This is a genomic window from Microbacterium sp. VKM Ac-2870, from assembly GCF_015350795.1.
Taxonomy (GTDB): Bacteria; Actinomycetota; Actinomycetes; order Actinomycetales; family Microbacteriaceae; genus Microbacterium.
In genome coordinates, this window is record NZ_JADKSH010000001.1 from 215,607 (window position 1) to 241,766 (window position 26,160).

Annotated in this window: 23 protein-coding genes and 1 tRNA gene; 14 read left to right on the top strand and 10 right to left on the bottom strand. The window is 67.6% G+C overall.

The annotated features are described in order from the left end of the window. Positions 1-69 precede the first annotated feature (69 nt). From ITJ43_RS01080 to ITJ43_RS01090, 3 genes are read left to right on the top strand one after another with little or no spacing between them, the layout of a single operon-like run. Positions 70-669, top strand: coding sequence for a lytic transglycosylase domain-containing protein (locus ITJ43_RS01080; RefSeq protein WP_194581320.1), 600 nt, complete (start codon positions 70-72; stop codon positions 667-669). 4 nt (positions 670-673) lie between these two features. Beyond that, the gene (locus tag ITJ43_RS01085; RefSeq protein ID WP_194581321.1) at positions 674-955 is read left to right on the top strand and encodes a hypothetical protein; all 282 of its coding nucleotides are present in this window, start codon (positions 674-676) and stop codon (positions 953-955) included. 1 nt (position 956) lies between these two features. Beyond that, positions 957-1,670: an alpha/beta hydrolase gene (locus tag ITJ43_RS01090; protein WP_194581322.1), complete on the top strand. Its 714-nt coding sequence runs from the start codon at positions 957-959 to the stop codon at positions 1,668-1,670. 22 nt (positions 1,671-1,692) lie between these two features. Here ITJ43_RS01090 and ITJ43_RS01095 read toward each other — a convergent pair whose 3' ends face one another. Continuing rightward, a complete protein-coding gene (locus tag ITJ43_RS01095; RefSeq protein ID WP_194581323.1) occupies positions 1,693-2,772 on the bottom strand; it encodes an AI-2E family transporter in 1,080 nt (359 codons plus the stop codon). 155 nt (positions 2,773-2,927) lie between these two features. Here ITJ43_RS01095 and ITJ43_RS01100 point away from each other — a divergent pair, with 155 nt between their 5' ends. Beyond that, entirely contained in the window at positions 2,928-4,685 is a 1,758-nt protein-coding gene (locus ITJ43_RS01100; RefSeq protein WP_194581324.1) for a glycosyl transferase, read from the top strand. A gap of 1 nt (position 4,686) precedes the next feature. After that, the gene (locus tag ITJ43_RS01105) at positions 4,687-5,628 is read left to right on the top strand and encodes a tetratricopeptide repeat protein (RefSeq protein WP_194581325.1); all 942 of its coding nucleotides are present in this window, start codon (positions 4,687-4,689) and stop codon (positions 5,626-5,628) included. Positions 5,629-5,644: 16 nt separating this feature from the next. Here ITJ43_RS01105 and glgB read toward each other — a convergent pair whose 3' ends face one another. The 3 genes from glgB to glgX all read right to left on the bottom strand — a co-directional run bounded on the left by glgB (position 5,645) and on the right by glgX (position 12,076). Then, the gene (glgB, locus tag ITJ43_RS01110; RefSeq protein WP_194581326.1) at positions 5,645-7,786 is read right to left on the bottom strand and encodes a 1,4-alpha-glucan branching protein GlgB; all 2,142 of its coding nucleotides are present in this window, start codon (positions 7,784-7,786) and stop codon (positions 5,645-5,647) included. Beyond that, positions 7,786-9,750, bottom strand: coding sequence for an alpha-1,4-glucan--maltose-1-phosphate maltosyltransferase (locus ITJ43_RS01115; RefSeq protein WP_194582394.1), 1,965 nt, complete (start codon positions 9,748-9,750; stop codon positions 7,786-7,788). The genes glgB and ITJ43_RS01115 overlap by 1 nt, the downstream gene beginning before the upstream one ends. 208 nt (positions 9,751-9,958) lie before the next feature. Beyond that, on the bottom strand, positions 9,959-12,076 hold the full coding sequence (gene glgX, locus ITJ43_RS01120) for a glycogen debranching protein GlgX (RefSeq protein ID WP_194581327.1): 2,118 nt from the start codon (positions 12,074-12,076) through the stop codon (positions 9,959-9,961). A 54-nt stretch (positions 12,077-12,130) separates the two neighbouring features. Here glgX and ITJ43_RS01125 point away from each other — a divergent pair, with 54 nt between their 5' ends. The 3 genes from ITJ43_RS01125 (at position 12,131) to ligA (ending at position 16,844) form a co-directional block, all read left to right on the top strand. Continuing rightward, positions 12,131-13,309, top strand: a complete 1,179-nt coding sequence (locus tag ITJ43_RS01125) for a cysteine desulfurase family protein (protein WP_194582396.1) — start codon at positions 12,131-12,133, stop codon at positions 13,307-13,309. 39 nt (positions 13,310-13,348) lie between these two features. Beyond that, positions 13,349-14,446 carry a tRNA 2-thiouridine(34) synthase MnmA gene (mnmA, locus tag ITJ43_RS01130; protein ID WP_194581328.1) on the top strand — a complete coding sequence of 366 codons (1,098 nt, stop codon included), beginning with the start codon at positions 13,349-13,351 and terminating at the stop codon, positions 14,444-14,446. 70 nt (positions 14,447-14,516) lie between these two features. After that, entirely contained in the window at positions 14,517-16,844 is a 2,328-nt protein-coding gene (gene ligA, locus ITJ43_RS01135) for an NAD-dependent DNA ligase LigA (RefSeq protein ID WP_194581330.1), read from the top strand. A gap of 6 nt (positions 16,845-16,850) precedes the next feature. Here ligA and ITJ43_RS01140 read toward each other — a convergent pair whose 3' ends face one another. Continuing rightward, a complete protein-coding gene (locus tag ITJ43_RS01140) occupies positions 16,851-18,566 on the bottom strand; it encodes a long-chain-fatty-acid--CoA ligase (protein ID WP_194581332.1) in 1,716 nt (571 codons plus the stop codon). Between the two features lie 58 nt (positions 18,567-18,624). Between ITJ43_RS01140 and gatC the strand changes: the two genes are divergently transcribed. The 6 genes from gatC (at position 18,625) to ITJ43_RS01170 (ending at position 24,186) form a co-directional block, all read left to right on the top strand. Further along, positions 18,625-18,924 (top strand): Asp-tRNA(Asn)/Glu-tRNA(Gln) amidotransferase subunit GatC, encoded by a 300-nt coding sequence (gene gatC, locus ITJ43_RS01145; protein WP_194581334.1) that lies wholly within the window; start codon positions 18,625-18,627, stop codon positions 18,922-18,924. Further along, positions 18,921-20,432 carry an Asp-tRNA(Asn)/Glu-tRNA(Gln) amidotransferase subunit GatA gene (gene gatA / locus ITJ43_RS01150; RefSeq protein ID WP_194581336.1) on the top strand — a complete coding sequence of 504 codons (1,512 nt, stop codon included), beginning with the start codon at positions 18,921-18,923 and terminating at the stop codon, positions 20,430-20,432. The genes gatC and gatA overlap by 4 nt, the downstream gene beginning before the upstream one ends. Next, positions 20,432-21,949: an Asp-tRNA(Asn)/Glu-tRNA(Gln) amidotransferase subunit GatB gene (gatB, locus tag ITJ43_RS01155; protein WP_194581338.1), complete on the top strand. Its 1,518-nt coding sequence runs from the start codon at positions 20,432-20,434 to the stop codon at positions 21,947-21,949. The genes gatA and gatB overlap by 1 nt, the downstream gene beginning before the upstream one ends. Before the next feature lie 75 nt (positions 21,950-22,024). Beyond that, positions 22,025-23,284 (top strand): DNA polymerase IV, encoded by a 1,260-nt coding sequence (gene dinB, locus ITJ43_RS01160; RefSeq protein ID WP_194581343.1) that lies wholly within the window; start codon positions 22,025-22,027, stop codon positions 23,282-23,284. 22 nt (positions 23,285-23,306) lie between these two features. Then, positions 23,307-23,627, top strand: a complete 321-nt coding sequence (locus ITJ43_RS01165; RefSeq protein ID WP_194581344.1) for a hypothetical protein — start codon at positions 23,307-23,309, stop codon at positions 23,625-23,627. Then, on the top strand, positions 23,611-24,186 hold the full coding sequence (locus ITJ43_RS01170; RefSeq protein ID WP_194581345.1) for a hypothetical protein: 576 nt from the start codon (positions 23,611-23,613) through the stop codon (positions 24,184-24,186). The genes ITJ43_RS01165 and ITJ43_RS01170 overlap by 17 nt, the downstream gene beginning before the upstream one ends. A 17-nt stretch (positions 24,187-24,203) precedes the next feature. Here the strand turns inward: ITJ43_RS01170 and ITJ43_RS01175 are convergent, their stop codons facing one another. The 5 genes from ITJ43_RS01175 to orn form a co-directional block, all read right to left on the bottom strand. After that, positions 24,204-24,689 carry a DUF2017 family protein gene (locus ITJ43_RS01175; RefSeq protein ID WP_194581346.1) on the bottom strand — a complete coding sequence of 162 codons (486 nt, stop codon included), beginning with the start codon at positions 24,687-24,689 and terminating at the stop codon, positions 24,204-24,206. Beyond that, on the bottom strand, positions 24,686-24,970 hold the full coding sequence (gene clpS, locus ITJ43_RS01180; protein WP_194581347.1) for an ATP-dependent Clp protease adapter ClpS: 285 nt from the start codon (positions 24,968-24,970) through the stop codon (positions 24,686-24,688). Before clpS ends, ITJ43_RS01175 begins: the two co-directional genes overlap by 4 nt. Next, entirely contained in the window at positions 24,967-25,317 is a 351-nt protein-coding gene (locus ITJ43_RS01185) for a metallopeptidase family protein (protein WP_194581349.1), read from the bottom strand. The genes clpS and ITJ43_RS01185 overlap by 4 nt, the downstream gene beginning before the upstream one ends. Positions 25,318-25,342: 25 nt before the next feature. Next, positions 25,343-25,418, bottom strand: a tRNA-His gene (locus ITJ43_RS01190). 34 nt (positions 25,419-25,452) lie between these two features. Next, complete coding sequence (gene orn, locus ITJ43_RS01195; protein ID WP_194581350.1) at positions 25,453-26,076, bottom strand: oligoribonuclease; 624 nt, start codon at positions 26,074-26,076, stop codon at positions 25,453-25,455. Positions 26,077-26,160 lie beyond the last annotated feature (84 nt).

Here is a 26,160-nt window from a genome sequence, read left to right on the forward strand (position 1 = left end):
GCTTCTCGTCGGTCCACGCGGAGGGCGACACCGCCACCGCCGGCGCAGTGGTCGCGTCGGCGCGGCGCGTTGAGCGTCTTCGCCGTGCTCGCGGTCCTCGGCTTCGCAGTGGCGTACATCGGTCCGCTGACGGCGTCCACCCCGCAAGCGCAAGCGGCCGAAGTGGCACCGATTTCGCTCTACGCGTCGACCATCGCCGACGCGCAGGCCTACCTGGCCGCGTCTGATCAGACCACCGGGCTCGGCCGCGACGGGGTGGTGTACAGCGTCTACGTGACCCCGAAACCGACTCCCACGCCGAGCGCGACACCCAAGGGCTCGTCGGCGTCGACCTCCACCTGGTCTCCGCCGTTCGTCGCGCCCGATCCGGGCACGGCCCAGGCCATCGCCTACGGCATGGTTCAGCAGCGAGGCTGGGGCGACGATCAGTTCGCCTGCTTGGTCGCACTGTGGAACAAGGAGTCGGGTTGGCGAGTCGGCGCATACAACGCCGGCAGTGGTGCCTACGGCATCCCGCAGGCCCTCCCCGGGAGCAAGATGGGGTCGGCGGGCGCCGACTGGGAGACCAACCCGGCCACGCAGATCGCCTGGGGCCTCGGCTACATCGGAGGCCGCTACGACAGCCCCTGCGGTGCATGGTCGCATTCCCAGTCCACGGGGTGGTACTGACCTCATGCCTCGCGCGAACCGACGGCAGCCCTCACCCGCCGACGATTCGTTCGATCGGTTGCTGAATGGCTGGAAGCGTTCTGAGATCAAGCGCGGGTCCGAGTGGACGGTGCAGCCGGTGGCGGCTGCACAGGCTCAGAAGAGTTATACCTGCCCCGGGTGCAACCGAGAGGTCGGCCCGGGAACCGCACACCTCGTCGTCTGGCGCGCCGATGGCGTGCTCGGCGACGCGGCCGACCTCGCCGCGCGCCGACACTGGCACACGGCGTGCTGGAAGGTTTCCTGACATGGAGATTCGTGGCCCCGTACTCCTGCCCGCGCACCGCGAGGAGGTCGAGTTGCACACGGTGGACGGTCTCACCCTGGTCGGTGAACTGGCGCTTCCCGAACACCGGGCACCCGTCGCGACCCTCGTGACGCTGCACCCCCTGCCCACCGCGGGGGGATTCATGGACTCGCACATTCTCCGCAAGGCCGCCGGACGGCTTCCCGCCCTGGCAGATCTCGCCGTGGTGCGGTTCAACACCCGGGGCACCACCTCACCACGCGGAACCAGCGAGGGCGCGTTTGATGGGGGGCGCGCAGAGGCGTTCGATGTGGCGGCAGCGATGGATCTCGTCACCGCCCGCGGCCTGCCGCATCCCTGGTTGCTCGGCTGGTCTTTCGGAACCGAGCTCGCCCTCAAATACGGCCGCGATCATGCGGTCGACGGCGTGATCCTGCTTTCACCTCCGTTGCACCGTGCCGGAGCGGACGATGTCGCGGCGTGGAGCGGCGACCCCCGCCAGGTGGTGGTGCTCGTTCCCGAATTCGACGACTACCTGCGCCCCGACGAAGCCCGCGAACGCTTCTCGCCGATCACCCACGCCGAGCTCATCGCGGTCGAGGGGGGCAAACACCTGTGGGTGGGGGAGACGCAGACGCGGCGTGTCCTGACGGAGATCGTCGCTGCCGTAAACCCCGATGCCCTTCCCCTTGCCACCGAATGGGACGAGGACTGATCAGGCAGCGCCGCGTGCTGACTCAGCGTTCGTTCTGTCGGGGGATGATCACCTGGCGGTAGATGATGAGGATGCTCGCGGCGACGGGGATCGCGATGAGGGCGCCGAGCAGTCCGAGCAGTGAACCGCCGGCCAACGCCGCGATGACGACGACCGCTCCGGGCACCGACACCGCACGGTTCATGATGCGCGGCGATAGGACGTACGCCTCCACCTGCATGTAGACGGCGTACCAGATCAGCGCGACGATCGCCGTCAACGGAGAACCGAGACCGGGGATCAGGCACGTCAGGACGATGATCGCCGAACCGGTCAGTGTTCCGACGAGCGGAATGAGGGAGAAGAAGAACGCGACGACGGCGAGCACGGCCGGGAAGGGCGCGCCGATGATCGACAGGAAGACGGCGCTCAGAACACCGTTGATCGCGCCGAGCGTGACCTGGCCCATGACGTAGTGGCCGACCGACGCCGTGATCTGCTCCGAGAGGTCGACGAAGCGTGCCCGCTTGGATGCCGGCACCAACTGGGCGACGGCGGCCTTCAACGACGGCGTGGACGCGGTGAAGTAGATCGTCAGGATCAGGATGATGATCGCGCCGGTGAAGCCGGAGATGATGGATGCGCCGATGCCGAGGATGACGTTCCCGGCGGAGCTTCCGATCTTGCCGAAGTCCAGGGTGTTGAACCAGTCCGACACGTACTTGAAGGCCATGTCGACGTCGAGGGCAGGGAAGGTGCTGTGCAGCCACTTGGAAAGATCGTCGACGGGGTTCCACGCGCCGTCCACAGCGCTCTGGATCAGGTTCTGGATCTGGGTGACGAGCTGCGCGATCTGACCCACCAGCACCGGGATCACGATCAGCACGATGCCCGTGAAAATCGCCAGCACCGCGGCGAATGTGATCAGCAGCGCCGCCCAGCGTGGGAGCTTCCGGCGCTCGAGCCAACTCACCAGTGGGTCGAGACCCAGCGCCAGGAACAGCGCCGTCCCGACGTACAGCAAGATCGTCGACAGGGTCTGCACGCTCGTGATGAGCAGGATGCCGACGCCCACGCCGAGCGTGGCGATCAGGGCAGTGCGAAACGGATGCTGGAGCTTCATGGTGATGTCAGAATACGCATCGCTACAGCATTCCGGGGACGACACGAGGAGGGGTTGACTTCTGACTCCCGGGCGACGCACAGGACGTTTTCGCTAGTCTGGAATGTCGATTGTGCGCCGCGATCCCGTCTGCGGTGCGCAGGGAGGTGTCTTTCGTGCGTTTCGTCTGGGCTGTAACGGCCTTCGTGCTGGCTGCCCTCATGATCGGAGCGGGCATCGCTCAGCGCACGGTGCTGCAAGGCCCGCGGACCGAGAGCCAGACGATTTCGGTCACCGGTGACGCTCCCTACGTGCTCATCGATGGCAGCGTGCTGAACAGTCACACGGGCTCACAGACGCTGCGAGTGCAGGAATCGGGCACGATCTTCGCGTCGTATGGGCGCACGGCCGACCTCGAGGCATGGCTGACGCCGTCGTCGTACACGCATGTGACATTGAAGGGTGACACCACCGAGTCGGCCGCCGTCGCCGCCAAGACGCCGCCGGCGGCGGGAAGCGCAGCGATCACACCGGTCGGATCCGACCTGTGGCTCGACGAGTTCCAACAAGACGACGTCCTCGTCACGCCCCTCCAACTGCCGGCCGATATGAGCCTTCTCGTTGCGAGCGATGGCGTGAAGCCCGCCCCGACGAGCATCACCCTGACCTGGCCCAATGGCGCGAACACCCCGTGGGCCGGCCCGCTGATCGTCGGTGGCAGCATCCTGTTGCTGATCGGCCTCGTGGTGTACGTGCTGGGGGTGCGCCACGCCCGTCGCTCGCGCGGGCCCCGCCGCAAAGGCCTACCGATGCCGGTTACCGAACCGATCGATCTCGCCGTCGAGGGAGGGGCGAAGGGCGTGATCAGCGCCACCCCCACGCGCCGGCAACTCACTCGGGGCAAGAAGGCGCTCATCGCGGTGCCGGCCGTCGGACTCACCGCGCTCTTGTTCACGGGATGCACCGCGGATGCCTGGCCCCAGTTCGCGGCAACGCCGACTCCTTCCGCCTCGGAGAGCATCGTCGTTCCCCAAGATCAGGGCAGTCCCGCGGTGACCCAGGCACAGGCGGAGCGCATTCTCACGCGTGTGTCGGAGCAGGTCGCCAAAGCAGACGCCGCGAAAGACCCCGCGGCTGCCGCCGTCCGACTCACGGACTCGGCGCTAGCGGCCCGCGAAACGGACTACAAACTGCGCGATGTCGCCGGTCACACGGCGCTCGGACCGCTTCCCGACAAGCCGGTCAAGGTGATCCTGCCCGAGGCCTATGACGGGTGGCCGCGGACGTTCTTCGCTGTCATCGAAACCGGCGATGTCATCCTCAGCGTCACTCAGGAGGACCCCTGGTCGCCCTACAAGGTGACGAACGAGGCCGAGCTCGTCTCGCAGGCCAGCCTGAACCTCGCGCCCACCTATGTCGGTGCGATCGCCATCGATCCCGACTCGCCGTTCCTCGCCATGGCGCCGAACAAGGTCGCGGCCGCGTACGCCGACATCCTCACCAACGGCGACAGCAGTCCGTTCGCAGCGCAGTTCGACTCCACCAACGACTCGTTCCGCAAGCTCGTGGCCGACAACCGAGCGGCGCGACTGCAGAGCTTCAACCAGACGGGCGCCCAGACCGGCACGCTGAGCTTCGCGGCATCCGCCGGCCCCGACACACCCATCTCGCTCGCGACACTGGATTCCGGCGCGATCGTGGCCCTGACCGTGCACGAGAGCGACACGGTCAAACCGACCAACAGCGATGCCGTGATCAAACTCGACAAAAACCCCATCGTGCAGACCCTCACGGGAGTCGGGCAGTCGTCGACCGGATTCACGACGACGTTCGTCGATCAGCTGTTCTTCTTCGTTCCCTCTCAGAGCTCGAACAAGCGCATTCAATTGCTCGGGTACTCCACATCCATCCTCGACGCGAAAGTGGTCTCCTAAAGTGAGTGATCCCACCTCGGGCGCCGTGCTGCGCGGTGCCGTCGATCTATCCAGCCTCCGCTCCCGCGGCGCCGCATCGGACGCCGCCTCCACAGGCGCCAACGGACCGGCCTCGGCGTCGGCATCGCTGGTCTTCGACGCGACAGATGAGACATTCGGGCAGGTCCTCGAGCTCTCCAAGACGGTCCCCGTGGTCGTCGATCTGTGGGCGGAGTGGTGCGGCCCCTGCACGCAGCTCAGCCCCATCCTCGAGAAGGTCGTCACCGAACTCGCCGGGCGCCTCGTGCTCGCGAAGGTCGATGTCGATGCCAACCCACAGCTCGCACAGGGCTTCCGTGCGCAGTCGATCCCCATGGTCGTCGCCTTGGTCGCCGGGCAGCCCGTGCCGCTGTTTACCGGAGCGGTGCCCGAGCAGCAGGTGCGCGAGGTGTTCGCTCAGCTGCTGCAGCTCGCGGCGCAGAACGGGGTCACGGGCACGGTGCCTGTCGGCAACGGGGAACCCGTTGAGGCAGAAGCCGGCGAACCTGCCCTTCCGCCCCTGCACCAGGAAGCCTTCGATGCGATCGAAGCCGGCGACTACGCCCGCGCCGTCTCGGCTTATGAGTCCGCGCTGTCGGAGAACCCGCGCGACGAGCAGGCGCGCGCCGGTCTCGGACAGGTGCGACTGCTGCAGCGGGTGCAGGGGCTCGACCTTCAGCAGGCTCGCGACGGCGCGGCATCCGCCCCCCTCGACATCCAGGCGCAGTTCGCCGTCGCCGATCTCGACATCGCTGGCGGCCACGTCGAGGACGCGTTCGACCGACTCCTCGACCTCTTCGCTGCGCTTGCTGCCGATGAGCGCGTCGGCGTGCGGGAGCGTCTCGTCGAGCTGTTCGGGCTCATCGGCGATACCGACCCGCGGGTCATCCGCGCGCGCGGCCGACTGACGTCGTTGCTGTTCTGAACCGCGCTTCGGCGTGCTAGGACGCGGAGCGTCCGAGCCAGAGCACGCCGAGCGGCGGCAGCACGAGAGTCGCGCGACCGTTGTCGTCGGCGTTGACGGTGCCCATGTTGCCGACGCCGGAGCCCCCGTAGGCCTCGGCATCCGAGTTGAGCAGCTCCGTCCACGCTCCGCCACCCGGCAGGTCCAGTACATAGTCGTGCAGCGGCACGCCGGAGAAGTTGCAGACGACGACCACCGCGTTGCCCGCCTGGTCATAGCGAGTGAAGGCGAAGACGTTGGGGTTCCAGATCGGTGCTCCGATACGGGCGAACGCCGTACCGTCGCTGTCTCGCTCCCACAGCGGCGCGTTGTCGCGGTAGACGCGATTGAGTGCGCTCACGAAGTCGAGAAGCTGGCGGTGGGGCGGCTGATCGAGCATCCACCAGTCGAGACCTCGTCCCTCCGACCATTCGGAGAGCTGACCGAAGTCCTGCCCCATGAACAGCAGTTGCTTGCCCGGATGGCCCCACATGAAGGCGAGGAATGCCCGCGTGTTGGCGAGCTTCTGCCAGTGATCGCCCGGCATCCGGGTGAACAGCGTCCCTTTGCCGTGGACGACCTCGTCATGGCTGATCGGCAGGACGAAATGCTCGCTGAAGGCGTAGACGAACGAGAACGACAGCTCACCCTCGTGGTGGGCACGGTACATCGGGTCGCGCTTGATGTACTCGAGCGAGTCGTTCATCCAGCCCATGTTCCACTTCAAACCGAACCCGAGCCCTCCCGCACTGGTGGGTGCGGTGACACCGGGGTAGCTGGTGGACTCCTCCGCGATCATCGCGATGCCCGGATACCGCTTGTAGGCCGTCGCGTTGACCTCCTGGAGGAAGCGGATGGCTTCGAGGTTCTCCCGACCTCCGTAGATGTTGGGCTCCCACTGGCCCTCTTCACGGGAGTAGTCCAGGTAGAGCATCGACGCCACGGCATCCACGCGGAGGCCGTCGACGTGAAACTCTTCGAACCAGTACAACGCGTTGGCAACGAGGAAGTTGCGCACCTCACTGCGGCCGTAGTCGAAGATGAGCGTGCCCCAGTCCTTGTGCTCGCCGCGACGAGGATCGGGGTGCTCGTAGAGCGCGTCGCCGTCGAAGCGGGCGAGCGCGAACGCGTCCTTCGGGAAATGGCCCGGGACCCAATCCATGATGACGCCGAACCCGGCCTGGTGCAGGCGGTCGATGAGGTAGCGGAGATCGTCAGGACTGCCGAAGCGGCTGGTCGGGGCGTAGTAGCCGCTGACCTGGTATCCCCATGAACCGCCGAAGGGGTGCTCCGCCAGGGGCAGGAACTCGACGTGCGTGTACCCGACGTCGCGGAGGTACTCGATCAGCGGTTCCGCGGCGTCGCGGTATCCGAGCCCCGGCCGCCACGAGCCGAGGTGCAGTTCGTAGGTCGACATAGGCTCGGCGAGCACGTCACGCTCAGCGCGCCCAGACAACCACGCGTCGTCGCCCCACGTGTAGGCGCTTTCGGTGACGACAGATCCCGTCGCGGGCGGGACTTCGGCGCGCTGCGCCATCGGGTCGGCTTTGAGGATCCATCCGCCATGACGCGTCAGGATCTCGTACTTGTAGACGATGCCGGCAGCCAATCCCGGCACGAACAGCTCCCAGACGCCGGTAGAGCCGAGGCTGCGCATCGAGTGCCCCTGGCCGTCCCAGGAGTTGAAATCGCCGACAACGCGCACGGCGCGCGCGTGGGGTGCCCAGACCGCGAACGATACGCCCGACACGGCGTCGTAGTGGCGTACATGGGCGCCCAGCGCCTGCCAGAGCTGCTCGTGGCGACCTTCGGCGATGAGATGGCGATCGACATCGCCGAGAGTGGGGAGATGGCGGTAGGGGTCGTCGGCACGATAGTCGGCTCCGCCGTCGTATGACGCGACGAGTTCGTAGGCGCGGGGTTGTTCAGCGCTGCGCCCCTCCCAGATGCCGGCTCGCACGTGCTCCAAGGTGATGTTCGTGCCGTCGTCGAGGGCGGCGGTCACCGATGTCGCCATCGGACGCCGTGCGCGGATGACCCAGCTTCCGTCGGCGCTGCGGTGTGGGCCGAGCACATCGTGCGGCGCGTGGTACGAGCCGGTGGCGACCGTGTCGAGGATCTCGTCGGATACGTCGCTCATCATGACTCCTTCACGTGCAGGATGTGGACGGGTTCGTCGAACGCGTCGAGGCGGACGAAGTTGTCCTGATTCCAGGTCCACGTCGCTCCCGTGATGAGGTCTTCGACCACATAGTCGGAGCCGCGCGGCACCCCGAACACGGCGCTGTCGATGTGCACGCTGGTTTGACGCGTTGAGTGTGGGTCGACGTTGGCGACGACGATCACGGTGTCGGCCCGTCCGGTCTCGCTCAGGGCGGCCGAAAGGTGCTTCACGTAGACGAGGATCGCGTCGTCGTCGCTCCAGTGGATGCTCAGATTCCTCAACTGGCGAAGCGCCGGGTGCGCGCGACGAATGTCGTTGAGTCGCGTCAGGTACGGCGCGATCGACGTGGCCTCGGATGCCGCAGCATCCCAGTCGCGCATCTTGTACTCGTATTTCTCGTTGTCGATGTTCTCTTCGGAACCGGGCCGCGCGATGTTCTCGACCAACTCATATCCTGCATACACGCCATACGACGCCCCGGCGGTCGCCGCGAGGGCCGCGCGGATCTTGAACGCGGGCCGTCCGCCGTATTGCAGGTACTCGGTGAGGATGTCGGGGGTGTTCACGAAGAGATTGGGACGCATGAAATCAGCGGTGTCGTGCGCGATCCACCGGAAGAACTCTTCGAGCTCGGCCTTCGTGTTGCGCCAGGCGAAGTAGGAGTAGCTCTGCTGGAAACCTGCCTGGGCGAGCGCTTGCAGGGGCGCCGGCCTCGTGAACGCCTCGGCGAGGAAGACGACGTCGGGGTGTTCCGCGTTCACGGTGGCGATGAGCCACTCCCAGAACTGAAGGGGCTTCGTGTGAGGGTTGTCGACACGGAAGATCTTCACGCCCTGCGCGATCCAATGCCGGACGATGCGGAGCACTTCCGCGCGGATGCCCTCGGGATCGTTGTCGAAGTTGACGGGGTAGATGTCCTGGTACTTCTTCGGCGGGTTCTCCGCGTAGGCGATCGAACCGTCGGGAAGCGTCGTGAACCATTCCGGGTGCGCGGTGACCCACGGGTGATCGGGGGCGGCCTGCAGGGCGAGGTCGAGCGCGATCTCCAGGCCTTCGGCGCGCGCCGCCCGCACGAACGCGCGGAAGTCGGCGAGGGTACCGAGGTCGGGGTGGACGGTGTCATGGCCTCCCGCGGCGGACCCGATGGCCCACGGAGAGCCAGGATCGGTCGGCCTCGCATCGAGCGTGTTGTTCGGTCCCTTGCGGTTGACCTCGCCGATCGGGTGGATGGGCGGTAGGTACAGCACGTCGAAACCCATGGCAGCCACGGCCGGCAGCCGTTTGGCCGCGGTGCGGAAGGTGCCGCTCTTGATCGAACCGTCCTTCAGCCGCCTCGCCCCCTCGGAGCGGGGGAAGAACTCGTACCAGGCACCGACACCGGCGCGCTCACGCTCCACGAGCAGCTCCCGGTCGCGACCGATCGTGAGCAGCGACTGCAGAGGACGTGCGCCGAAGAAGCCCGCGATCGCGGGGTCGCGGACGACGCGCAACGCCGCATCGTCATCGATCTCGGCGTCGCGGAGCGTCGCGGCCGCGGCCATGAGGGCGCGGCGTTCGGACGCGGCACGATCTTTCTGCGGCGCAGCGGCGGTGAACAGTCGGGCACCCATCTCGCGCATGAGGGCGGAGTCGACGCCTGCGGCGATCTTGAGGTCGGCAGCGTGCTCCCACGTCGCGAAGTCGTCGCCGAACGCCTCAAAACGGAAACGCCATACCCCCTCTTCCAGGGGGGCGACCTGCACGCTCCAGCGGTCGAAGCCGTCGCCAAGCGGGGACAGGCGGTGCAATGACTCGTGGCCCGAGGGTGAGAACAGACGCAGATGCACGCCGATGAGGTCGTGACCCTCGCGGAATGCCGTGACGACGAAGGGGACGACCTCGCCGGAGAAGGCCGAGGGGCGATACTCCTCGCCGGGCACCGAAGGGTGCGGGTGGGCCATGGGGATGCGCCCCGCGCGCGTGTCGGACGCTGTCAGCCACGGATCGGCGACGCGAAGCGGAAGCGGCGCGGAACTGCGGAAAGGGGGCGTCGTGGGGGAGGAAACGGGAGGAGCAGAGCGCGTCATCGAAGCCACGTTTCGAACCTACCGTCGAAGCCGACGGATGCGCACCACTCGCCTGGGGCCTTGTTTTTCAGGGGCGAACCTGTCACTGCATACGGAAAAGGTGCAGCGCGGTTCCCGGAAGCGTCAGCTTCTCACCGGGAGCGAACACACGCTCGTGTTCGTCGGGCCGCTCCGGAACACTCGACCAGAGCGACACGAATGCTGCGACGCCGTCGATGCGAGGCAGGGTGACCTCCACAGGCCGTTCGGTGCCGTGGACGATCAAGAGGATGCGGTTGGGCGCCTCTTCCTCGGGGGTCGATGCTGCGTCGTATTGCAAGGTTCGGTGCGCCGGATCGGTCCAGCGTTCGATCGACATGGTGTCGCCGTGCTCGTCGTACCAGTCGATCACCGAGGCGCTGGGCACGACGAGCGCATCCCGAGCGAATCGGCGAGGCCGCAGGGCCGGGTTGTCGCGTCGCAGCTCGACGAGGCGACGGACGTGGGCCAGCAGGTCCTCTTGCCAGGCGGCGTGATCCCAGTCGACCCACGTCAACGGTGAGTCGTGACAGTACGGGTTGTTATTGCCGCGCTGAGTGCGCCCGAACTCGTCACCTGCTGTGATCATCGGGACCCCGGCCGACAGCAGGAGCGTTCCCACCAGATTGCGCATCGCCTTCCGACGCGTGGCGAGCACGCCCGGGTCGTCGGTGGCTCCCTCCGCACCGTGGTTGAAGGAGCGATTGGTGTCGGCGCCGTCACGGTTCTGTTCGCCGTTGCCGAGGTTGTGCTTGACGTCGTACGAGACGAGATCGCGGAGCGTGAAGCCGTCGTGTGCGGTGACGAAGTTGATGCTCGCGAGCGGACCGCGCTCGGCGCTGAACGTGTTCGACGAGCCCGCGAGCCGCGTCGCGAACCCGCCGATCCCCACCGGCGAGACGGCCGCCCGGCGGGCGTAGTCGATGTCGCTGAGCCAGAAGTTGCGCACGCGGTCGCGGTAGCGGTCATTCCACTCAGACCAGCCCGCGCCGAAGTTGCCCGTCTGCCACCCGCCCATTCCGACGTCCCACGGCTCCGCGATCATCTTCAGTCCGGCCAGCGCCGGGTCGTCGATGATCGCGCGGAGCAGGGGATGCTGCGGATCGAAGGAGTTCGCAGCATCTCGGCCCAGCGTCGCGGCCAGATCGAAACGGAAGCCGTCGACCTGCACCTCCTGCGCCCAGTACCGCAGCGAGTCGAGCACCAGGCGTGCAGTGGCATCCGTCGCCGTGTTCACCGAGTTGCCGCATCCGGTGACGTCGACGTATGCCCCGTCATCCTGCTGGCGGTAGTACCCGCGGTTGTCGATACCGCGCAGGCTCGATCGCGGACCGCCGAGGCCGAGCTCGGACGTGTGGTTGTAGACGACGTCGAGAATGACCTCGATGCCGGCCGCGTGCAGGTCGCGCACCATCGTCTTGACTTCGCGCAGGACGGCGCCCGGCCCCGCGGCGACGGCGTCGGCGGTGGCGTACGGGGCATGCGGGGTGAAGAAGTTGAGGGAGTTGTAGCCCCAATAGTTGGTAAGGCCCTGATTCAGCAGACGCGGCTCGGTCTCGAACGCGTGGATGGGCAGCAACTCGACAGCTGTCACCCCCAGTTCCCTGAGATGCGCGATCATCGCGGGATGGCCGAGGCCCGCGTAGGTGCCGTGCAGTGCCGGGGGGATACCCGGATGCCGCTTTGTCAGCCCCTTGACGTGGGCTTCGTAGATGACCGTCCGATCCATCGGCACGCTCGGCCGTGAGACGCCGCGCCAGTCGAATGCGTCGTCGACGACGGCGGAACGCCACTGCCCGAGGCGCACCGGGACCAGACCGCGCGCGTAGGGGTCGATGAGAAGAGTCTCGGGGTTGAAGGTGCGCCCCGGCCCGGAGGGTCCGTCGACCCGCAGTGCGTAGCGCGCACCGACGCGCAGATCGGGCGTGGTCACCTCCCAGACGTCGTCACCGGCGGGAATGAGCGGCAGAGTCCCGGTGATCCAGTCGAGGTCCTCGCCATCGAAGAGCACCAGCTCGACCGCCGTGGCTTCTTCCGACCAGACGCGCAGCGTGCCGCCGTCGGCACCGATCGTCACGCCCATCCGGTCGTACGCTGATCCGACGAGCGCCGGAGGAGTGCTGTCGGCGTCGTCGACCACGGCGACGGCGGATGTGGGATCGGACGGCTTCGGGCTTGGCATGCGCTCTAGAGTAGTGAGGCGGTGAAGCCGCGTCGTCACGAGTGCGGGAGCGTCATGTCGATCTACTTCGACCATGCAGCGTCGTCGCCATTGCGAAGCACGGCGCGCGACGCGTGGATCGCGGCATCCGCACTCGTGGGCAACGCCTCGTCGGTGCACGGGGCCGGTCAGGCCGCGCGCCGACTCTTGGAGGAGTCGCGCGAGAAGATCGCGGCGGTGTTGGTCTGCGATCCCATCGAGGTTGTGCTGACCTCGGGCGGTACCGAAGCGATCAACCTCGCTCTGAAGGGGTTGTGGTGGGCGCGCCCCGAAAGTTCTTCGGCGATCGTGCTGCCGGACGGTGAGCATCACGCGACGCTGGACACGGTCGGTTGGCTCCAGACTCAGGGCGCTAGCGTCCGACGCGTCGCACTCGATGCCGCGGGGACGATTGCGCCCGCGGCCTTTGCCGATGCGCTCAGCACCGACGACCCCGCAGCGGTGGCGACCGCGCTCGTCGCCAACAACGAGGTGGGAACCGTGCAGGACGTCGCGGCGCTGGGCGCGGCGGCAGCCCACGCCGCCGTTCCGCTGCACCTGGACGCCGTCGGAGCGATGGGCCACCTTCCCGTCTCGTTCTCGGCGTGGAGGGGGGATGCCGCGGGCCCCGCCGGCTTGGTGGCGATGAGCATCTCAGGGCACAAGGTCGGCGCGCCCGTCGGCACCGGCGCGCTCGTCGTGTCGAGACACGCCCGCATCGCCCCGCTGGTCCACGGCGGCGGACAGCAGCGCGGCCTGCGGTCGGGAACTCAGGACGTCGCCGGCGCCGCAGCCCTGGCCGTGGCCCTCGAAGAGGCAGAAGCCGAACGCGTGAACGAAACGGTACGCCTGCGCGAACTCGCCGACCGACTCGTCGCCGGCCTCCGTCGGGCGGTACCCGCCGCGGAAATGCTCGGAGATGTCGAGCACCGCCTGGCCGGCAACGTCCACGTGCACTTTCCGGGGGCCGCCGGGGAGACCATGTTGTTCCTGCTCGATCAGGCGGGAATCTCCGTCTCGACGGGTTCCGCCTGTCAGGCCGGCGTCGCCGAGCCGTCACACGTCGTGCTCGCGCTCGGGCGTGACGAGCGGGTGGCGCGCTCGGTGCTGCGGATCACCCTGGGCCGCACGAGCACCGACGACGATGTGGACGCGTTGCTGGCCGCTCTGCCGGTGACGTACGCGCGAGCGGTGGCAGCGGGCGGCGCGCGCTGATCCAGCGCCTTCTCATCGAGGAGCTCGTAAACTGGAAGGATGCGGATTCTTGCGGCGATGAGTGGTGGCGTCGACTCCGCTGTGGCCGCGGCCCGGGCGGTCGATGAGGGACACGACGTCGTCGGTGTGCATCTCGCGCTGTCTCGCGCCGGTGGCACCCTGCGCACGGGAAGCCGCGGCTGCTGCACGATCGAAGACGCGATGGATGCTCGTCGGGCCGCCGATCGTCTCGGCATCCCCTTCTACGTATGGGACTTCTCCGAGCGCTTCCGTGAGGACGTGATCGACGACTTCGTCGCCGAGTATCAGGCGGGGCGCACCCCCAACCCGTGCATGCGATGCAACGAGAAGATCAAGTTCGCCGCTCTGCTCGAGCGCGCGCTGGAGCTGGGGTTCGACGCCGTGTGTACGGGCCACTACGCCACGCTCATCGACGGCCCGGGTGGTCGAGAGCTGCACCGCGCGAGCGACGAGGCGAAGGACCAGTCATATGTGCTGGGCGTGCTCACCGCCGAACAGCTGGCGCACACGTACTTCCCGCTCGGCTCCACGCCGTCGAAGGCCGTGGTCCGGGCGGAGGCCGCGGCCCGCGGGCTGACCGTGGCGCAGAAGCCCGACAGCCACGACATCTGCTTCATCCCCGACGGCGACACGCGCGGATGGCTCGCCGAAAAGGTCGGCGCCGAGCAGGGCCAGATCGTCGATCGCGACGGGAGCGTCGTCGGTACGCACGCCGGGGCGCACGCATACACGGTCGGACAGCGTCGTGGTCTGCAGCTGGGTGTGCCGGCAGCCGACGGTAAGCCGCGTTTCGTGCTGGAAGTGCGTCCCATCTCCAACACGGTCGTCGTCGGACCGAAGGAGGCGCTGGCGACCGCCGAGATCTCCGGCGCGCGGAGCACATGGGCAGGCCGCGTTCCTGCCGAGCCCGTGTTCGCGTGCCACGTACAGATCCGCGCCCACGCCGAACCGGTGCCCGCACGCGCGGTGGTCGCGGATGGCACCGTCACCGTCACCCCCGAAGCCCCCTTCGACGGCGTCGCTCCCGGGCAGACCGCGGTTCTCTACGACGGCACGCGCGTGATCGGTCAGTTCACGATCGATCACACCGTCTCGGCCGTGCCGGTCTCCGCATAGCCTCTGGTATCTTCGGGCCCGCATCCGTACGGGCCGCGTCTCTGTCCGAGGTGCCGCCTACACTGGCCGGGTGACGGACCACGCCATTCCCCTTCCGACGAGCCTCGACGACGCGCGCCAGGAGGTGCAGCGTCTGAGCGATCTGATCGTCGGCGCGCGTGACGCCTACTACGGTCGAGACGCTGAGATCGTCGACGATGCCACCTACGACGGGTGGATGCGTCGGCTGGAGGCGATCGAGCGCCAGTTCCCCGAGGTGCAGGGTCAAGATTCGCCTAGTCTCTCGGTCGGCGCTGCCGAGACTACGATGTTCGCCCCCGTGGAGCACGCCGAGCGCATGCTGAGTCTCGACAACGTCTTCAGCGCCGATGAGTTGCGCGAGTGGTGCGCCAAGACCCAGGCATCCGCCGGCCGCCCGGTGCGGTGGCTGCTCGAACTCAAGATCGACGGGCTCGCGATCAACCTCCGCTACGAACACGGGGTCCTCGTGTCGGCAGCGACCCGCGGCGACGGCCGCGTCGGCGAGGACGTCACCGTCAACGCGCTGCAGGTAGCGGGGATCCCGGCGCGATTGGCGGGGTCAGGGCATCCTGCTCTGGTCGAAGTGCGAGGCGAGGTCTACATCCCGGTCGCCGCCTTCGACGGGCTCAACGCACTGCAGGCACGGCTGCGCGAGCGCGTGATCGCGGACGGCGCGGAGCGAGGTGCCGATCAGGAGAAGCTCGTCCGCAGCGCCGCGCGGCGTTTTCCGGCTTTCGCGAATCCGCGCAATGCCGCCAGCGGCGGGCTCCGTCAGCAGCTCGACAAGAAGAGCGGGGGCGAGCTGGAAGCGGGCCAGGCGCGGCTCGCGTCGTTGCGCCTCTACGTCCACGGCATCGGTGCGTGGCCCGCGCCGCCGGTGTTCGCACAGAGCGAGGTCTACGAACTGCTGGCAAAATGGGGCCTGCCGACGAGCCCGTACTTCCGCACGGTGGCCGACGTCGATGGCGTCATCGACTTCGTGGCCCATTACGCGGAGCATCGCCACGATGTGGAGCACGAGATCGACGGCATCGTGGTGAAGGTCGACGAGCTCGCTCTGCACGACGAGCTGGGTGCGACGAGCAGGGCCCCGAGATGGGCGATCGCGTACAAGTACCCGCCCGAGCAGGTCAACACGAAGCTCCTCGACATCGTGGTCTCCGTGGGGCGCACCGGGCGGGCGACACCGTTCGCCGTGATGGAGCCCGCCCGCGTTGCCGGTTCGGTGGTGCGGCAGGCGACGTTGCACAATCAGGAGGTCGTCGTCGCCAAGGGCGTCCTCATCGGCGACACCGTGGTGTTGCGCAAAGCCGGCGACGTCATCCCCGAGGTGCTCGGCCCGGTGGTGGAGTTGCGTGACGGCACCGAGCGCGCCTTCGTGATGCCGACGCACTGTCCGGAATGCGGCTCGCCGCTCGCGCCGGCCAAGGAAGGCGACATCGATCTGCGTTGTCCGAACACCCGTACGTGCCCCGCTCAGGTGCGCGGGCGCGTCGAGCACATCGGGTCGCGGGGGGCCCTCGACATCGAGGCGCTGGGCGAGGTGACCGCCGCCGCACTGACGCAGCCGTCGGTGCCCGCCCAGCCTCCCCTCGCCACAGAAGCGGCACTTTTCGACCTCACCCTCGCGCAATTGGTGCCGATCGAGGTCGTGGTGCGCGACAGCGAGACCGGAGAGCCCAAGCTCGACGAAGAGACGGGCATTCCGGTGACCCGCTCGCCCTTTCGACGCAACGCGTCGCCCGCCGAGAAGAAGCAGGGGCTCACCGGACCACAGCCGTCCGCACAAGCGCTCACGCTGCTCGATGAGCTCGAGAAGGCCAAGACGAAGGATCTGTGGCGGTTCCTCGTGGCGCTCAGCATTCGCCATGTCGGACCCGTCGCGGCCCGCGCGCTCGCACAGTGGTTCGGTTCACTCGCGGCGATTCGCACCGCAGATCGCGAGGAGCTCGCTGCCGTCGACGGGGTCGGGGGCATCATCGCCGACTCGCTCATCGAATGGTTCGCGGTCGACTGGCACCGGGAGATCATCGACCGCTGGGTCGCAGCTGGAGCGCGGTTGGAGATTCCCGGCCACCCGGGGCCCGGGGCGGCGGCCTCGGCGGACGGCGTGCTGCAGGGCATCACGGTCGTCGCCACCGGCTCGCTCGACGGCTACACCCGCGAAGGCGCCCAGGAAGCCATCCTCGCCGCCGGCGGCAAGGCCGCATCGTCGGTCTCGAAGAAGACGGACTTCGTCGCCGCAGGACCGGGGGCAGGGTCGAAGCTCGTTAAAGCCGAAGAGCTGGGCGTGCGCATCATCGATGCCGCACAGTTCCGAATACTCGTGGAACAGGGCCCCGCAGCTCTCGATGCGCTCACGCCCGACGCCGGCTGATCCGCCTCAGGCGTGCGGCGGCTGCGTGAGGTTCAGCAGCGAGTCGCGCACCTGACGGCGCAGCACCTTGCCGATGAGCGACTTCGGGAGTTCGTCCACAACGAAGATCCGTCGCGGCACCTTGTACGGCGTCAAGATGGCGCGCACGTAGTCGCGGATGGCGTCGGTGTCGGTGTCGGCTGACGGGTCGAGCACCACGGCGGCGACCACTTCTTCGCCCGAATGCCCGCTGGGCAGTCCCACCACCGCGGCATCCACGACGTGCGGATGCTGACGGAGCGCGTTTTCGACCTCCGTCGGGGCGACGTTGAACCCGCCCGTGATGATGAGTTCCTTGATGCGGTCGACGATGCGGACGAATCCGTCCTCGTCTATCTGCACGATGTCTCCGGTGCGGAACCAGCCGTCGACGAAGACCGCCTGGGTGGCCTCCGGCTTGCCGTAGTAACCCTGGAACACCTGTGGCCCGCGTACGAGAAGCTCCCCGCGTTCGCCCGCCGGCACGTCGGTGGACGGATGATCGGGATCGACGACGCGGCATTCGGTGCCGGGAAGCGGGAGGCCGATCGTGCCGGCGCGACGGTTGTCGGCAACCGGGTTCGCCATCAGAACGGGCGAACACTCCGACAGCCCGTAGCCCTCGACGAGGTAGCCTCCGGTCGCCTCCTCGAAGGGCACGACCAGCTCGTGGGGGAGCGCCATCGCTCCCGAGATCGCCACCTCGGTACCCGCGAGCGAGACTCCGGCCGCGCGGGCCGCTTTCAGCAGCCGGTCGGCGATCGGTGGCACGAGGGGGAGGAAGGTCGCCGGGTGCTTCTTCGTCACCGCGAGCACCAGGTCGGGCTCGAAGCGGGGGAACAGCACGAGGCGCGCCCCCATCGACATCGCGAAGGTCAGGCACAGGGTCAGTCCGTACGCGTGGAACATCGGCAGCACGGCGTAGACCACGCATCCCTTGCCTCGCTGGATCTGCGGCACCCACGCCTGCGCCTGGCGGGCGTTCGCGAGCAGGTTGCGGTGAGTGAGGACCGCGCCTTTCGGGGTTCCCGTCGTGCCGCTCGTGTACTGGATGATCGCCACGTCGTCGGTCACCGGGCGGGGAAAGGATGCCGGCAGCGCGGGCGATTGCACCACGCGCTCCCACGGGATCGCGCTCATGGTGCGTTCGGTCAGCGCCGCGCGCGACTCGCGCGCCTTGGCAACCGGCAGGTGCAGCGCCCAGCGGAGGGAGACCGGCATCGCGCGCGTGATGTCGACGCTGATCAGCGTGGTCACGGCGAGGTCGGACGGGAACTCCTGGACGGTGCGCACCACCTTGCTCCAGACGATCGCCGCCTTCGCGCCGTGGTCCTCGAACTGCTTGCGCAGCTCGCGCGGCGTGTAGAGCGGGTTGTGCTCGACGGCGATCGCGCCGATCCGCAGAATCGCGTAGAAGGCGATGATGTGCTGAGGGCAGTTGGGGAGGACGATCGCGACTCTGTCGCCCGTGCTCACCCCCAGCTCGCGCAGGCCCGCTGCAGCGCGGTCGATCGCCTGCACGAGTTCGCGATAGGACGTCGTCCGCCCGAAGAACTGCAACGCGGGAGCGTCCGGGTAGTCGCGGGCGGAGGCGTCGACGATGTCGAGCAGCGAACCTGTGACGGGCTCGAGGTCGGCAGGCACGCCCGCGGCGTAGCTGGCGATCCAGGGGCGGGGAGGGTCGTAGGAGGGCGCGCTGCTCACGCCGGTCAGCCTAGCCGCCGTGAGAAGTCTGCCGAAGGCGGCCGACTAGAATCGAGGGGTGTCTGAAATCACCCCTGAACTCGTTCGCCATCTCGGCGTTCTGGCCCGGATTCAGCTCGACGATGACGAAGTGGAGCGCCTGACCGGCCAGCTCTCGGTCATCGTCGACAACATCGCCAAGGTCTCCGAAGTGGCGACCCCCGACGTACCCGCGACCAGCCACCCCATCCCGCTCGAGAATGTCTTCCGTCCAGATGTGGTGGGTCAGATGCTGACGGTTGAGCAGGTGCTCCAGAACGCTCCGGATGCCGCGGACAACCGTTTCCGCGTGACCGCGATCCTGGGAGAAGAGCAGTGACCGATCTGACCCGCCTGAGCGCGGCCGACCTCGCGTCGCAGCTGTCCACCGGCGAGATTTCCAGCGTCGAGGCCACGCGCGCGCATCTCGAGCGCATCGCGGACGTCGATGGCGACGTGCATGCCTTCCTTCACGTCAGCGATCATGCGCTCGACGTCGCCGCGGACATCGATCGCCGACGCGCGGCAGGAGAGCACCTCGGTGAGCTCGCCGGAGTGCCGTTGGCGATCAAGGACGTGCTTGTCACGACGGATATGCCGTCGACGAGCGGCTCCAAGATCCTCGAGGGTTTCCTCTCGCCCTACGACGCCACCGTCGTCGCCCGCGCCCGCGCGGCGGGTCTCGTGCCACTCGGCAAGACCAACATGGACGAGTTCGCGATGGGATCCTCCACCGAGCATTCCGCGTACGGTCCCACGCACAACCCGTGGGATCTCGACCGCATCCCGGGTGGCTCGGGCGGCGGTTCGGCCGCGGCCGTCGCGGCCTTCGAAGCACCGATCGCGCTCGGCTCCGACACCGGCGGCTCCATCCGCCAGCCCGCGCACGTGACGGGTACCGTCGGCATGAAGCCGACCTATGGCGGCGTGAGCCGGTTCGGGGCGATCGCCCTGGCATCCTCGCTCGACCAGGTCGGTCCTGTGTCGCGAACCGTGCTCGACTCCGCGCTGCTGCACGACGTCATCGGCGGCCACGACCCCCACGACGCCACGTCGCTCACCGACGCCTGGCCGTCCTTCGCCGCAGCCGCCCGGGAGGGCGCGTCCGGAGAGGTGCTGAAGGGTCTCAGGGTCGGCGTCATCAAGGAACTGCCCGACAGCGGGTTCCAGGCCGGCGTGTCGGCGTCGTTCCGTGGCGCGCTCGCGCTGCTCGAGGCGCAGGGCGCCGAGATCGTCGAGATCAGCGCGCCGCACTTCGAGTACGGGGTCGCCGCGTACTACCTGATCCTCCCCGCCGAGGCCTCGAGCAACCTGGCTAAATTCGACTCCGTGCGCTTCGGCCTCCGTGTCGACGTCCCCGGTGGCACCGTCGAGGACGTCATGGCCGCAACCCGCGATGCCGGATTCGGCGACGAGGTGAAGCGTCGCATCATCCTCGGCACCTACGCGCTGTCGGCCGGCTACTACGACGCGTACTACGGCAGCGCGCAGAAGGTTCGCACGCTCATCCAGCGTGACTTCGATGCCGCGTTCGCGCAGGTCGATGTCATCGCGACACCGTCGGCTCCGACCACCGCGTTCAAGCTCGGCGAGAAGATCGACGATCCGCTGCAGATGTACCTCAACGATGTGACGACGATCCCGGTCAATCTCGCCGGGGTACCGGGCATCTCGATCCCGTCGGGGCTGGCCGAGGAGGACGGGTTGCCCGTCGGCATCCAGTTCATCGCTCCGGCGCGTGAAGACGCGCGCCTCTACCGCGTGGGCGCAGCCGCCGAAGCACTGCTCGTCGATTCGTGGGGTGGTCCCTTGCTGGACCGCGCGCCGCTGCTGGGAGGAAACCGCTGATGGCCAAGGCCGCACTCATGGACTTCGATGAGGCACTGAAGCTGTACGAGCCCGTGCTCGGCTTCGAGGTGCACGTCGAGCTCAACACCGAGACCAAGATGTTCTCGCCGGCCGGCAACCCGGCACACGCGTCCAACCACGACGCCGCGCCGAACACACTCGTCGCCCCGGTCGACATGGGCCTGCCGGGGTCGCTTCCGGTTGTCAACGAGACCGCGGTGCGCTTCTCGATCAGTCTGGGGCTTGCCCTGGGTTGCCAGATCGCTCCGTCGAGCCGATTCGCGCGGAAGAACTACTTCTACCCCGACCTGGGCAAGAACTACCAGATCTCGCAGTACGACGAACCGATCGCCTTCGAGGGCCAGGTCCAGGTCGAGCTCACGGACGGCACCGTCTTCGATGTGCCGATCGAGCGTGCACACATGGAAGAGGATGCCGGCAAACTCACCCATGTCGGCGGCGCGACCGGACGTATCCAGGGCGCGGAGTATTCGCTGGTCGACTACAACCGTGCCGGTGTGCCGCTCGTCGAGATCGTCACCAAGCCGATCTTCGGCGCGGAAGACCGCGCCCCCGAGCTCGCAGCGGCCTACGTGCGCGCCATCCGCGACATCGTCTTGTCCCTGGGTATCTCCGAGGCGCGGATGGAGCGCGGCAACCTCCGCTGCGACGCGAATGTCTCGTTGCGTCCACGTGGACAGGAGAAGCTCGGCACACGCACGGAGACGAAGAACGTCAACTCGATGCGCTCCGTCGAACGTGCCGTGCGCCACGAGATCCAGCGCCAGGCGGCCATCCTCGCCGCAGGCGGCACGATCACGCAGGAGACCCGCCACTGGCACGAGGACACCGGCACGACCTCGCCCGGTCGCCCGAAGTCGGATGCCGATGACTACCGTTACTTCCCGGAGCCCGATCTGCTGCCGGTTGCACCGTCGCGGGAGCTGATCGAGGGCCTGCGTGCGGAACTTCCCGAGCCGCCGACGGCCCGCCGCCGTCGGCTGAAGGCCGAGTGGGGATTCGCGGACATCGACTTCCAGGGCATCGTGAACGCGGGTCTGCTCACGGAGGTGGACGCGACGGTCGCGGCCGGCGCCTCACCGACGGCCGCCCGCAAGTGGTGGATGAGCGAGATCTCACGTCTCGCGAACGCGGAGGGCGTCGAGCCGTCCTCGCTCGTCGAGCCGGCGTCCATCGCGGCTCTCCAAAAGCTGGTGGACGACGGGACCCTGACCGACAAACTGGCCCGTCAAGTGCTCGAAGGCGTGATCGCGGGGGAGGGCACGCCGCAGGAAGTCGTCGATGCGCGTGGTCTCGCGGTCGTCTCCGACGACGGTGCCCTCATCGCTGCAATCGATGAGGCACTGGTGGCTCAGTCGGACGTGCTCGCGAAGATCCGCGATGGCAAGGTGCAGGCCGCCGGCGCTGTGATCGGCGCGGTCATGAAGGCGATGAAGGGCCAGGCAGACGCCGCCCGCGTGCGCGAGCTCGTGCTCGAACGCGCTGCAGCTCTCTGACCGCCTGACTGACAGAGCGACACGACCTGAGTCGGTGACGCCACCCGTGTCGGTGGCGTCACCGACAATGGATGCATGGGACGCGGCGACGGATCGGGACGGATCGTCTCTCCCGACGACGCCGATGACACCGGAACACGCATCCTCCACGTCGACATGGACGCGTTCTACGCATCGGTCGAGGTGCTGGACGACCCTACACTGGCCGGAAAGCCGCTGATCGTCGGCGGCATGGAGGGGCGCGGCGTTGTTGCCAGTGCGTCGTACGAGGCGCGCCGCTTCGGAGTCAGATCCGCGATGGGCGTTGCGCAGGCGCTGAGGCTGTGTCCGCAGGCGATCGTCGTGACACCGCATTTCGAGCGGTACGCCGCGCTCTCGCGACAGATCATGGCGATCTTCCACGGCATCACGCCGCTCGTTGAGCCGTTGTCGATCGACGAGGCGTTTCTCGACGTCGCCGGCGCGCGACGGCTCTGGGGATCGCCCGGAGAGATCGCCCGCATGCTGCGTGCTCGGGTGCGCGCCGAGACCGGCCTCGTGTGCAGCGTGGGCGTGGCCGCGACGAAGCACGTCGCCAAGATCGCCTCGACGCGCTCGAAACCCGATGGTCTGCTGATCGTCAGCGAGCCCGACACGGCGGCGTTCCTGGCCGCACTTCCCGTCTCGGCTTTATGGGGCGTCGGCCCCAAGGCCGCCGAGGCTCTCGAAGGGCGCGGCATCCGGTTGGTATCGGACATCCTCGCGTCACCGCGCGGGGTACTCGACCGGGCCCTCGGCGCCGCGGGCGGAGAGCGCATCTGGCAGCTCGCGCACGGCAACGACCCTCGCGCCGTCGAAACCGAGCGGGTCGAGAAGAGCATCGGGCACGAGGAGACCTTCCTGCAGGACGTCAGCGACACTGCGGTGCTGCGCAGCGAACTGAGACGGCTCGCCGACCGCGTCGCCTCACGATTGCGTGCGGGCGGCTGGCGGTCGGGCACGATCGCCGTGAAGCTCCGCTACGCCGACTTCACGACCCTGTCGCGATCGAGCTCGCTGGGCGAGGCCACCGACGTCGGACAGCGCATCGGGGATGTCGCCATCGGCCTCTTCGAGAGCATCGAACTGACCCAGCCGGTGCGCCTGATCGGTGTGCGCGCCGAGAAGCTGCGTGGCGGCACGAACGGCGCGATCGCGCTCTGGGACGACGACGAGGATTGGCGGCGCGTGGATGCCGCCCTCGACGATGCGCGCGACAGGTTCGGCGGGGGAGCGGTGACGCGGGCGAGCGTGCTGGGTCCGCGCCGCGATGTCAATGCCCTCCCGACGAATCCCCGGATGCCTCGCACGGACTGATCTTCCGGGCTACGGTGGTGCCATGCCCAATCTCGAACTCGAACTCGGCAAGCAGTCCGCATCCCTCGGCGTGAACAGCGTCTACGGCGAGCAGCAGGATGTCGACGGCATCCGCCTGATCCCGGTGGCGATCTCGTGGTCGGGGTTCGGCGCAGGCGAGGACGAGAGCGGCAACAACGGCGGGGGAGGCGGCGGGTTCGCGGCGCCCGTCGGAGCTTACATCCGCAAGGGGGATGACCTGCGGTTCGAGCCGAACCTCGTGTCGCTGATCGCCGTCGCGATCCCGTTCGTCTGGGTCGCCGGACGCACGCTCAGTCGCGTCATCCGTGCCCTCAAGCGCTGATCCGGTCGACGCCGCGCTGGAACGCGCGGTGACGGAGGTTCAGCAGGCTGTGGCAGCGCTCTCGCCCGAGATCGTGCCCGTGGTGCTGATCGATGGGCGTTCTGGTGCGGGTAAATCTACTGTTGCCGCCCGGCTGCGAAAGCGGTGGACCGGTGCCGTGAATGTGATCGGCCTCGATGAGCTGTATCCCGGCTGGGATGGGCTCTCGGAGGGCGCCGAGATCGTGCGCACGCGAATCCTCGAACCGATCGCACGCGGGACAGATGCGTTCTGGAACCGCTGGGACTGGGAGAACGGGCGTCCCGCCGAGGAAGTGATGACCCCGGCGTCTCTTCCCCTCATCATCGAAGGTGCAGGGGTTCTCACCGCCGCGTCCGCTCCGCTCGCGCATGTGCGCCTGTGGTTGGAGTCGCCCGAACCCGCGCGACGTGATCGGGCGCTCGCTCGCGATGGTGACACCTATCGACCGCATTGGTCTCGATGGGCCCAGCAGGAAGAAGCACACCTCCGCACCCATTCGCCGCACGCGCACGCGACGATCCGCATCGACATACCCTGACGAACGGGTCGGTTCCGTCAGTCGCCGAGCGTCTGAAGGAGCCCTTCGAGCCGGTATCCGAGCCAGTTGTAGACGCCGAAGCGAGGATCGTCGTCCTGATCGTCGTCGGCGGTGACCCCGAGACGGGTCGCCACCACAAGACGCAGCGCGGTGAGAGTGCGCAGCCATGCAGCGACGGGTTCATCATCGAGCTCGATCACGAGCGCCTCTTCGGCATCGACGCGGTCGATGTCGGCGGGGCGCAGAGTCACGCCATCGCGTTGGAGCGAGGCGAGCACGACATCGGCATCCGCTCGCCGTCGGCTCAGCAGATCTGCCTCTGTCAGCCGACGGAACTCCCCGGCAGCCTCCACGTCGTCTGCGTAGGCATCGGGGACGAGCCGAGCAACCGCCGGGTCGTCTGCAACCGTGTTCGTCTCGTCGAGCAACTCGGTGAACTGCTCGACGAGGTCGGTCAGATGAGCCGCTTCCCACGCGGAGAGCTCCATCACCACCGTGGTCATTCCTCGCCCTTCCTCACGGTCGCCCAGAGGCCGTAGTCGTGCATCGCCTGCACGTGCAGCTCCATCTGCTCGCGCGCTCCCTCTGCCACCACAGCATGCCCCTCGTGATGCACGAGCAGCATGAGGTGCTCCGCGCGCTCGCGCGAGTAGCCGAAGTAGGTGCGGAACACGTGCACCACGTAACTCATCAGGTTGACCGGGTCGTTCCACACCACCGCTTGCCAGGGCTGCGAGACGACCGCGCTCTCCACGAGACGCATGTCTTCGAGCGGGATCGTCATGCCCACCCCAGTTCGTGCAGCCGTTCGTCGTCGATGCCGTAGAAGTGCGCGATCTCGTGGACGAGCGTGGTGTGCACCTCATCGCGCAGCTCGCCGAGAGTGTCGCAGCTGAGCAGGTGTGGCTCGCGGTAGACGATGATCCGGTCGGGCAGCTCTCCCGAACCATAGCGATCTCGCTCGGTCAAGGCGAGTCCGTCGTAGAGGCCGAGCAGATCGAGTGAACCGTCTTCGGGGCGATCTTCCACGATGAAAATCACGTTGTCGAGCCCGACGACCATCTCCGCCGGCAGCAGGTCGATCTCCTGGGCGACGAGATCGTCGAAGTCGTCGGCATCCAACTCGATCACGCAGACCTCCCTGCAGGGGAGTAAGTGGGGTGGCTAACGGGGCTTGAACCCGCGACCCCCGCGACCACAACGCGGTGCTCTACCAACTGAGCTATAGCCACCATGTTCCTGTTTCCAGGCAACCAGTCGATTGTATTACACACCTGGAGCGAACGACGACACGGCCGACGCCGCGGCCTCGCGCGCTTGATCGCTGGTGGGACCCGGTGCCGGAACGAAGACCGCTTCGCGGTAATAGGCCAGCTCGCGGATCGACTCCTGGATGTCGGCGAGGGCACGGTGTCCGCCGTCCTTCGTCGGCGCGTTGAAGTACGCACGCGGATACCAGCGGCGTGACAGCTCCTTGATGCTGGAGACGTCGACGCTGCGGTAGTGCAGCCAGCGATCGACCCGCGGCATGTACTTCGCCAGGAACATCCGGTCGGTACCGATCGTGTTCCCCGCCAGTGGAGCCTTGCCCTCGGGGGCGAAACGCTGGATGTACTCGAGCGCCTCGAACTCGGCCTCTGCGAGGCTCACCCCGTCGACGATCTCGTCGAGTAGACCGGAGGAGGCGTGCATCTTGGTCACGAAGTCATTCATGTTGGCGAGCGCCGAGGCATCGGGTTTGATGACGATCTGAAAACCCGGATCGAGCACGTTGAGTTCGAAGTCGGTGACGATGATCGCGATCTCCACCAGTTCGTCCACCTCGAGATCGAGGCCTGTCATCTCGCAGTCGATCCAGACGAGGCGGTCGTTCTCCGCGGCATTCACCATGCGTTCATCCTAACGAGAGCCCCCGACCTCGGCGCTGTCGCCGACGGGGTGAGGCGACCCGACGTCGTGAGCGCAGTCACAGTA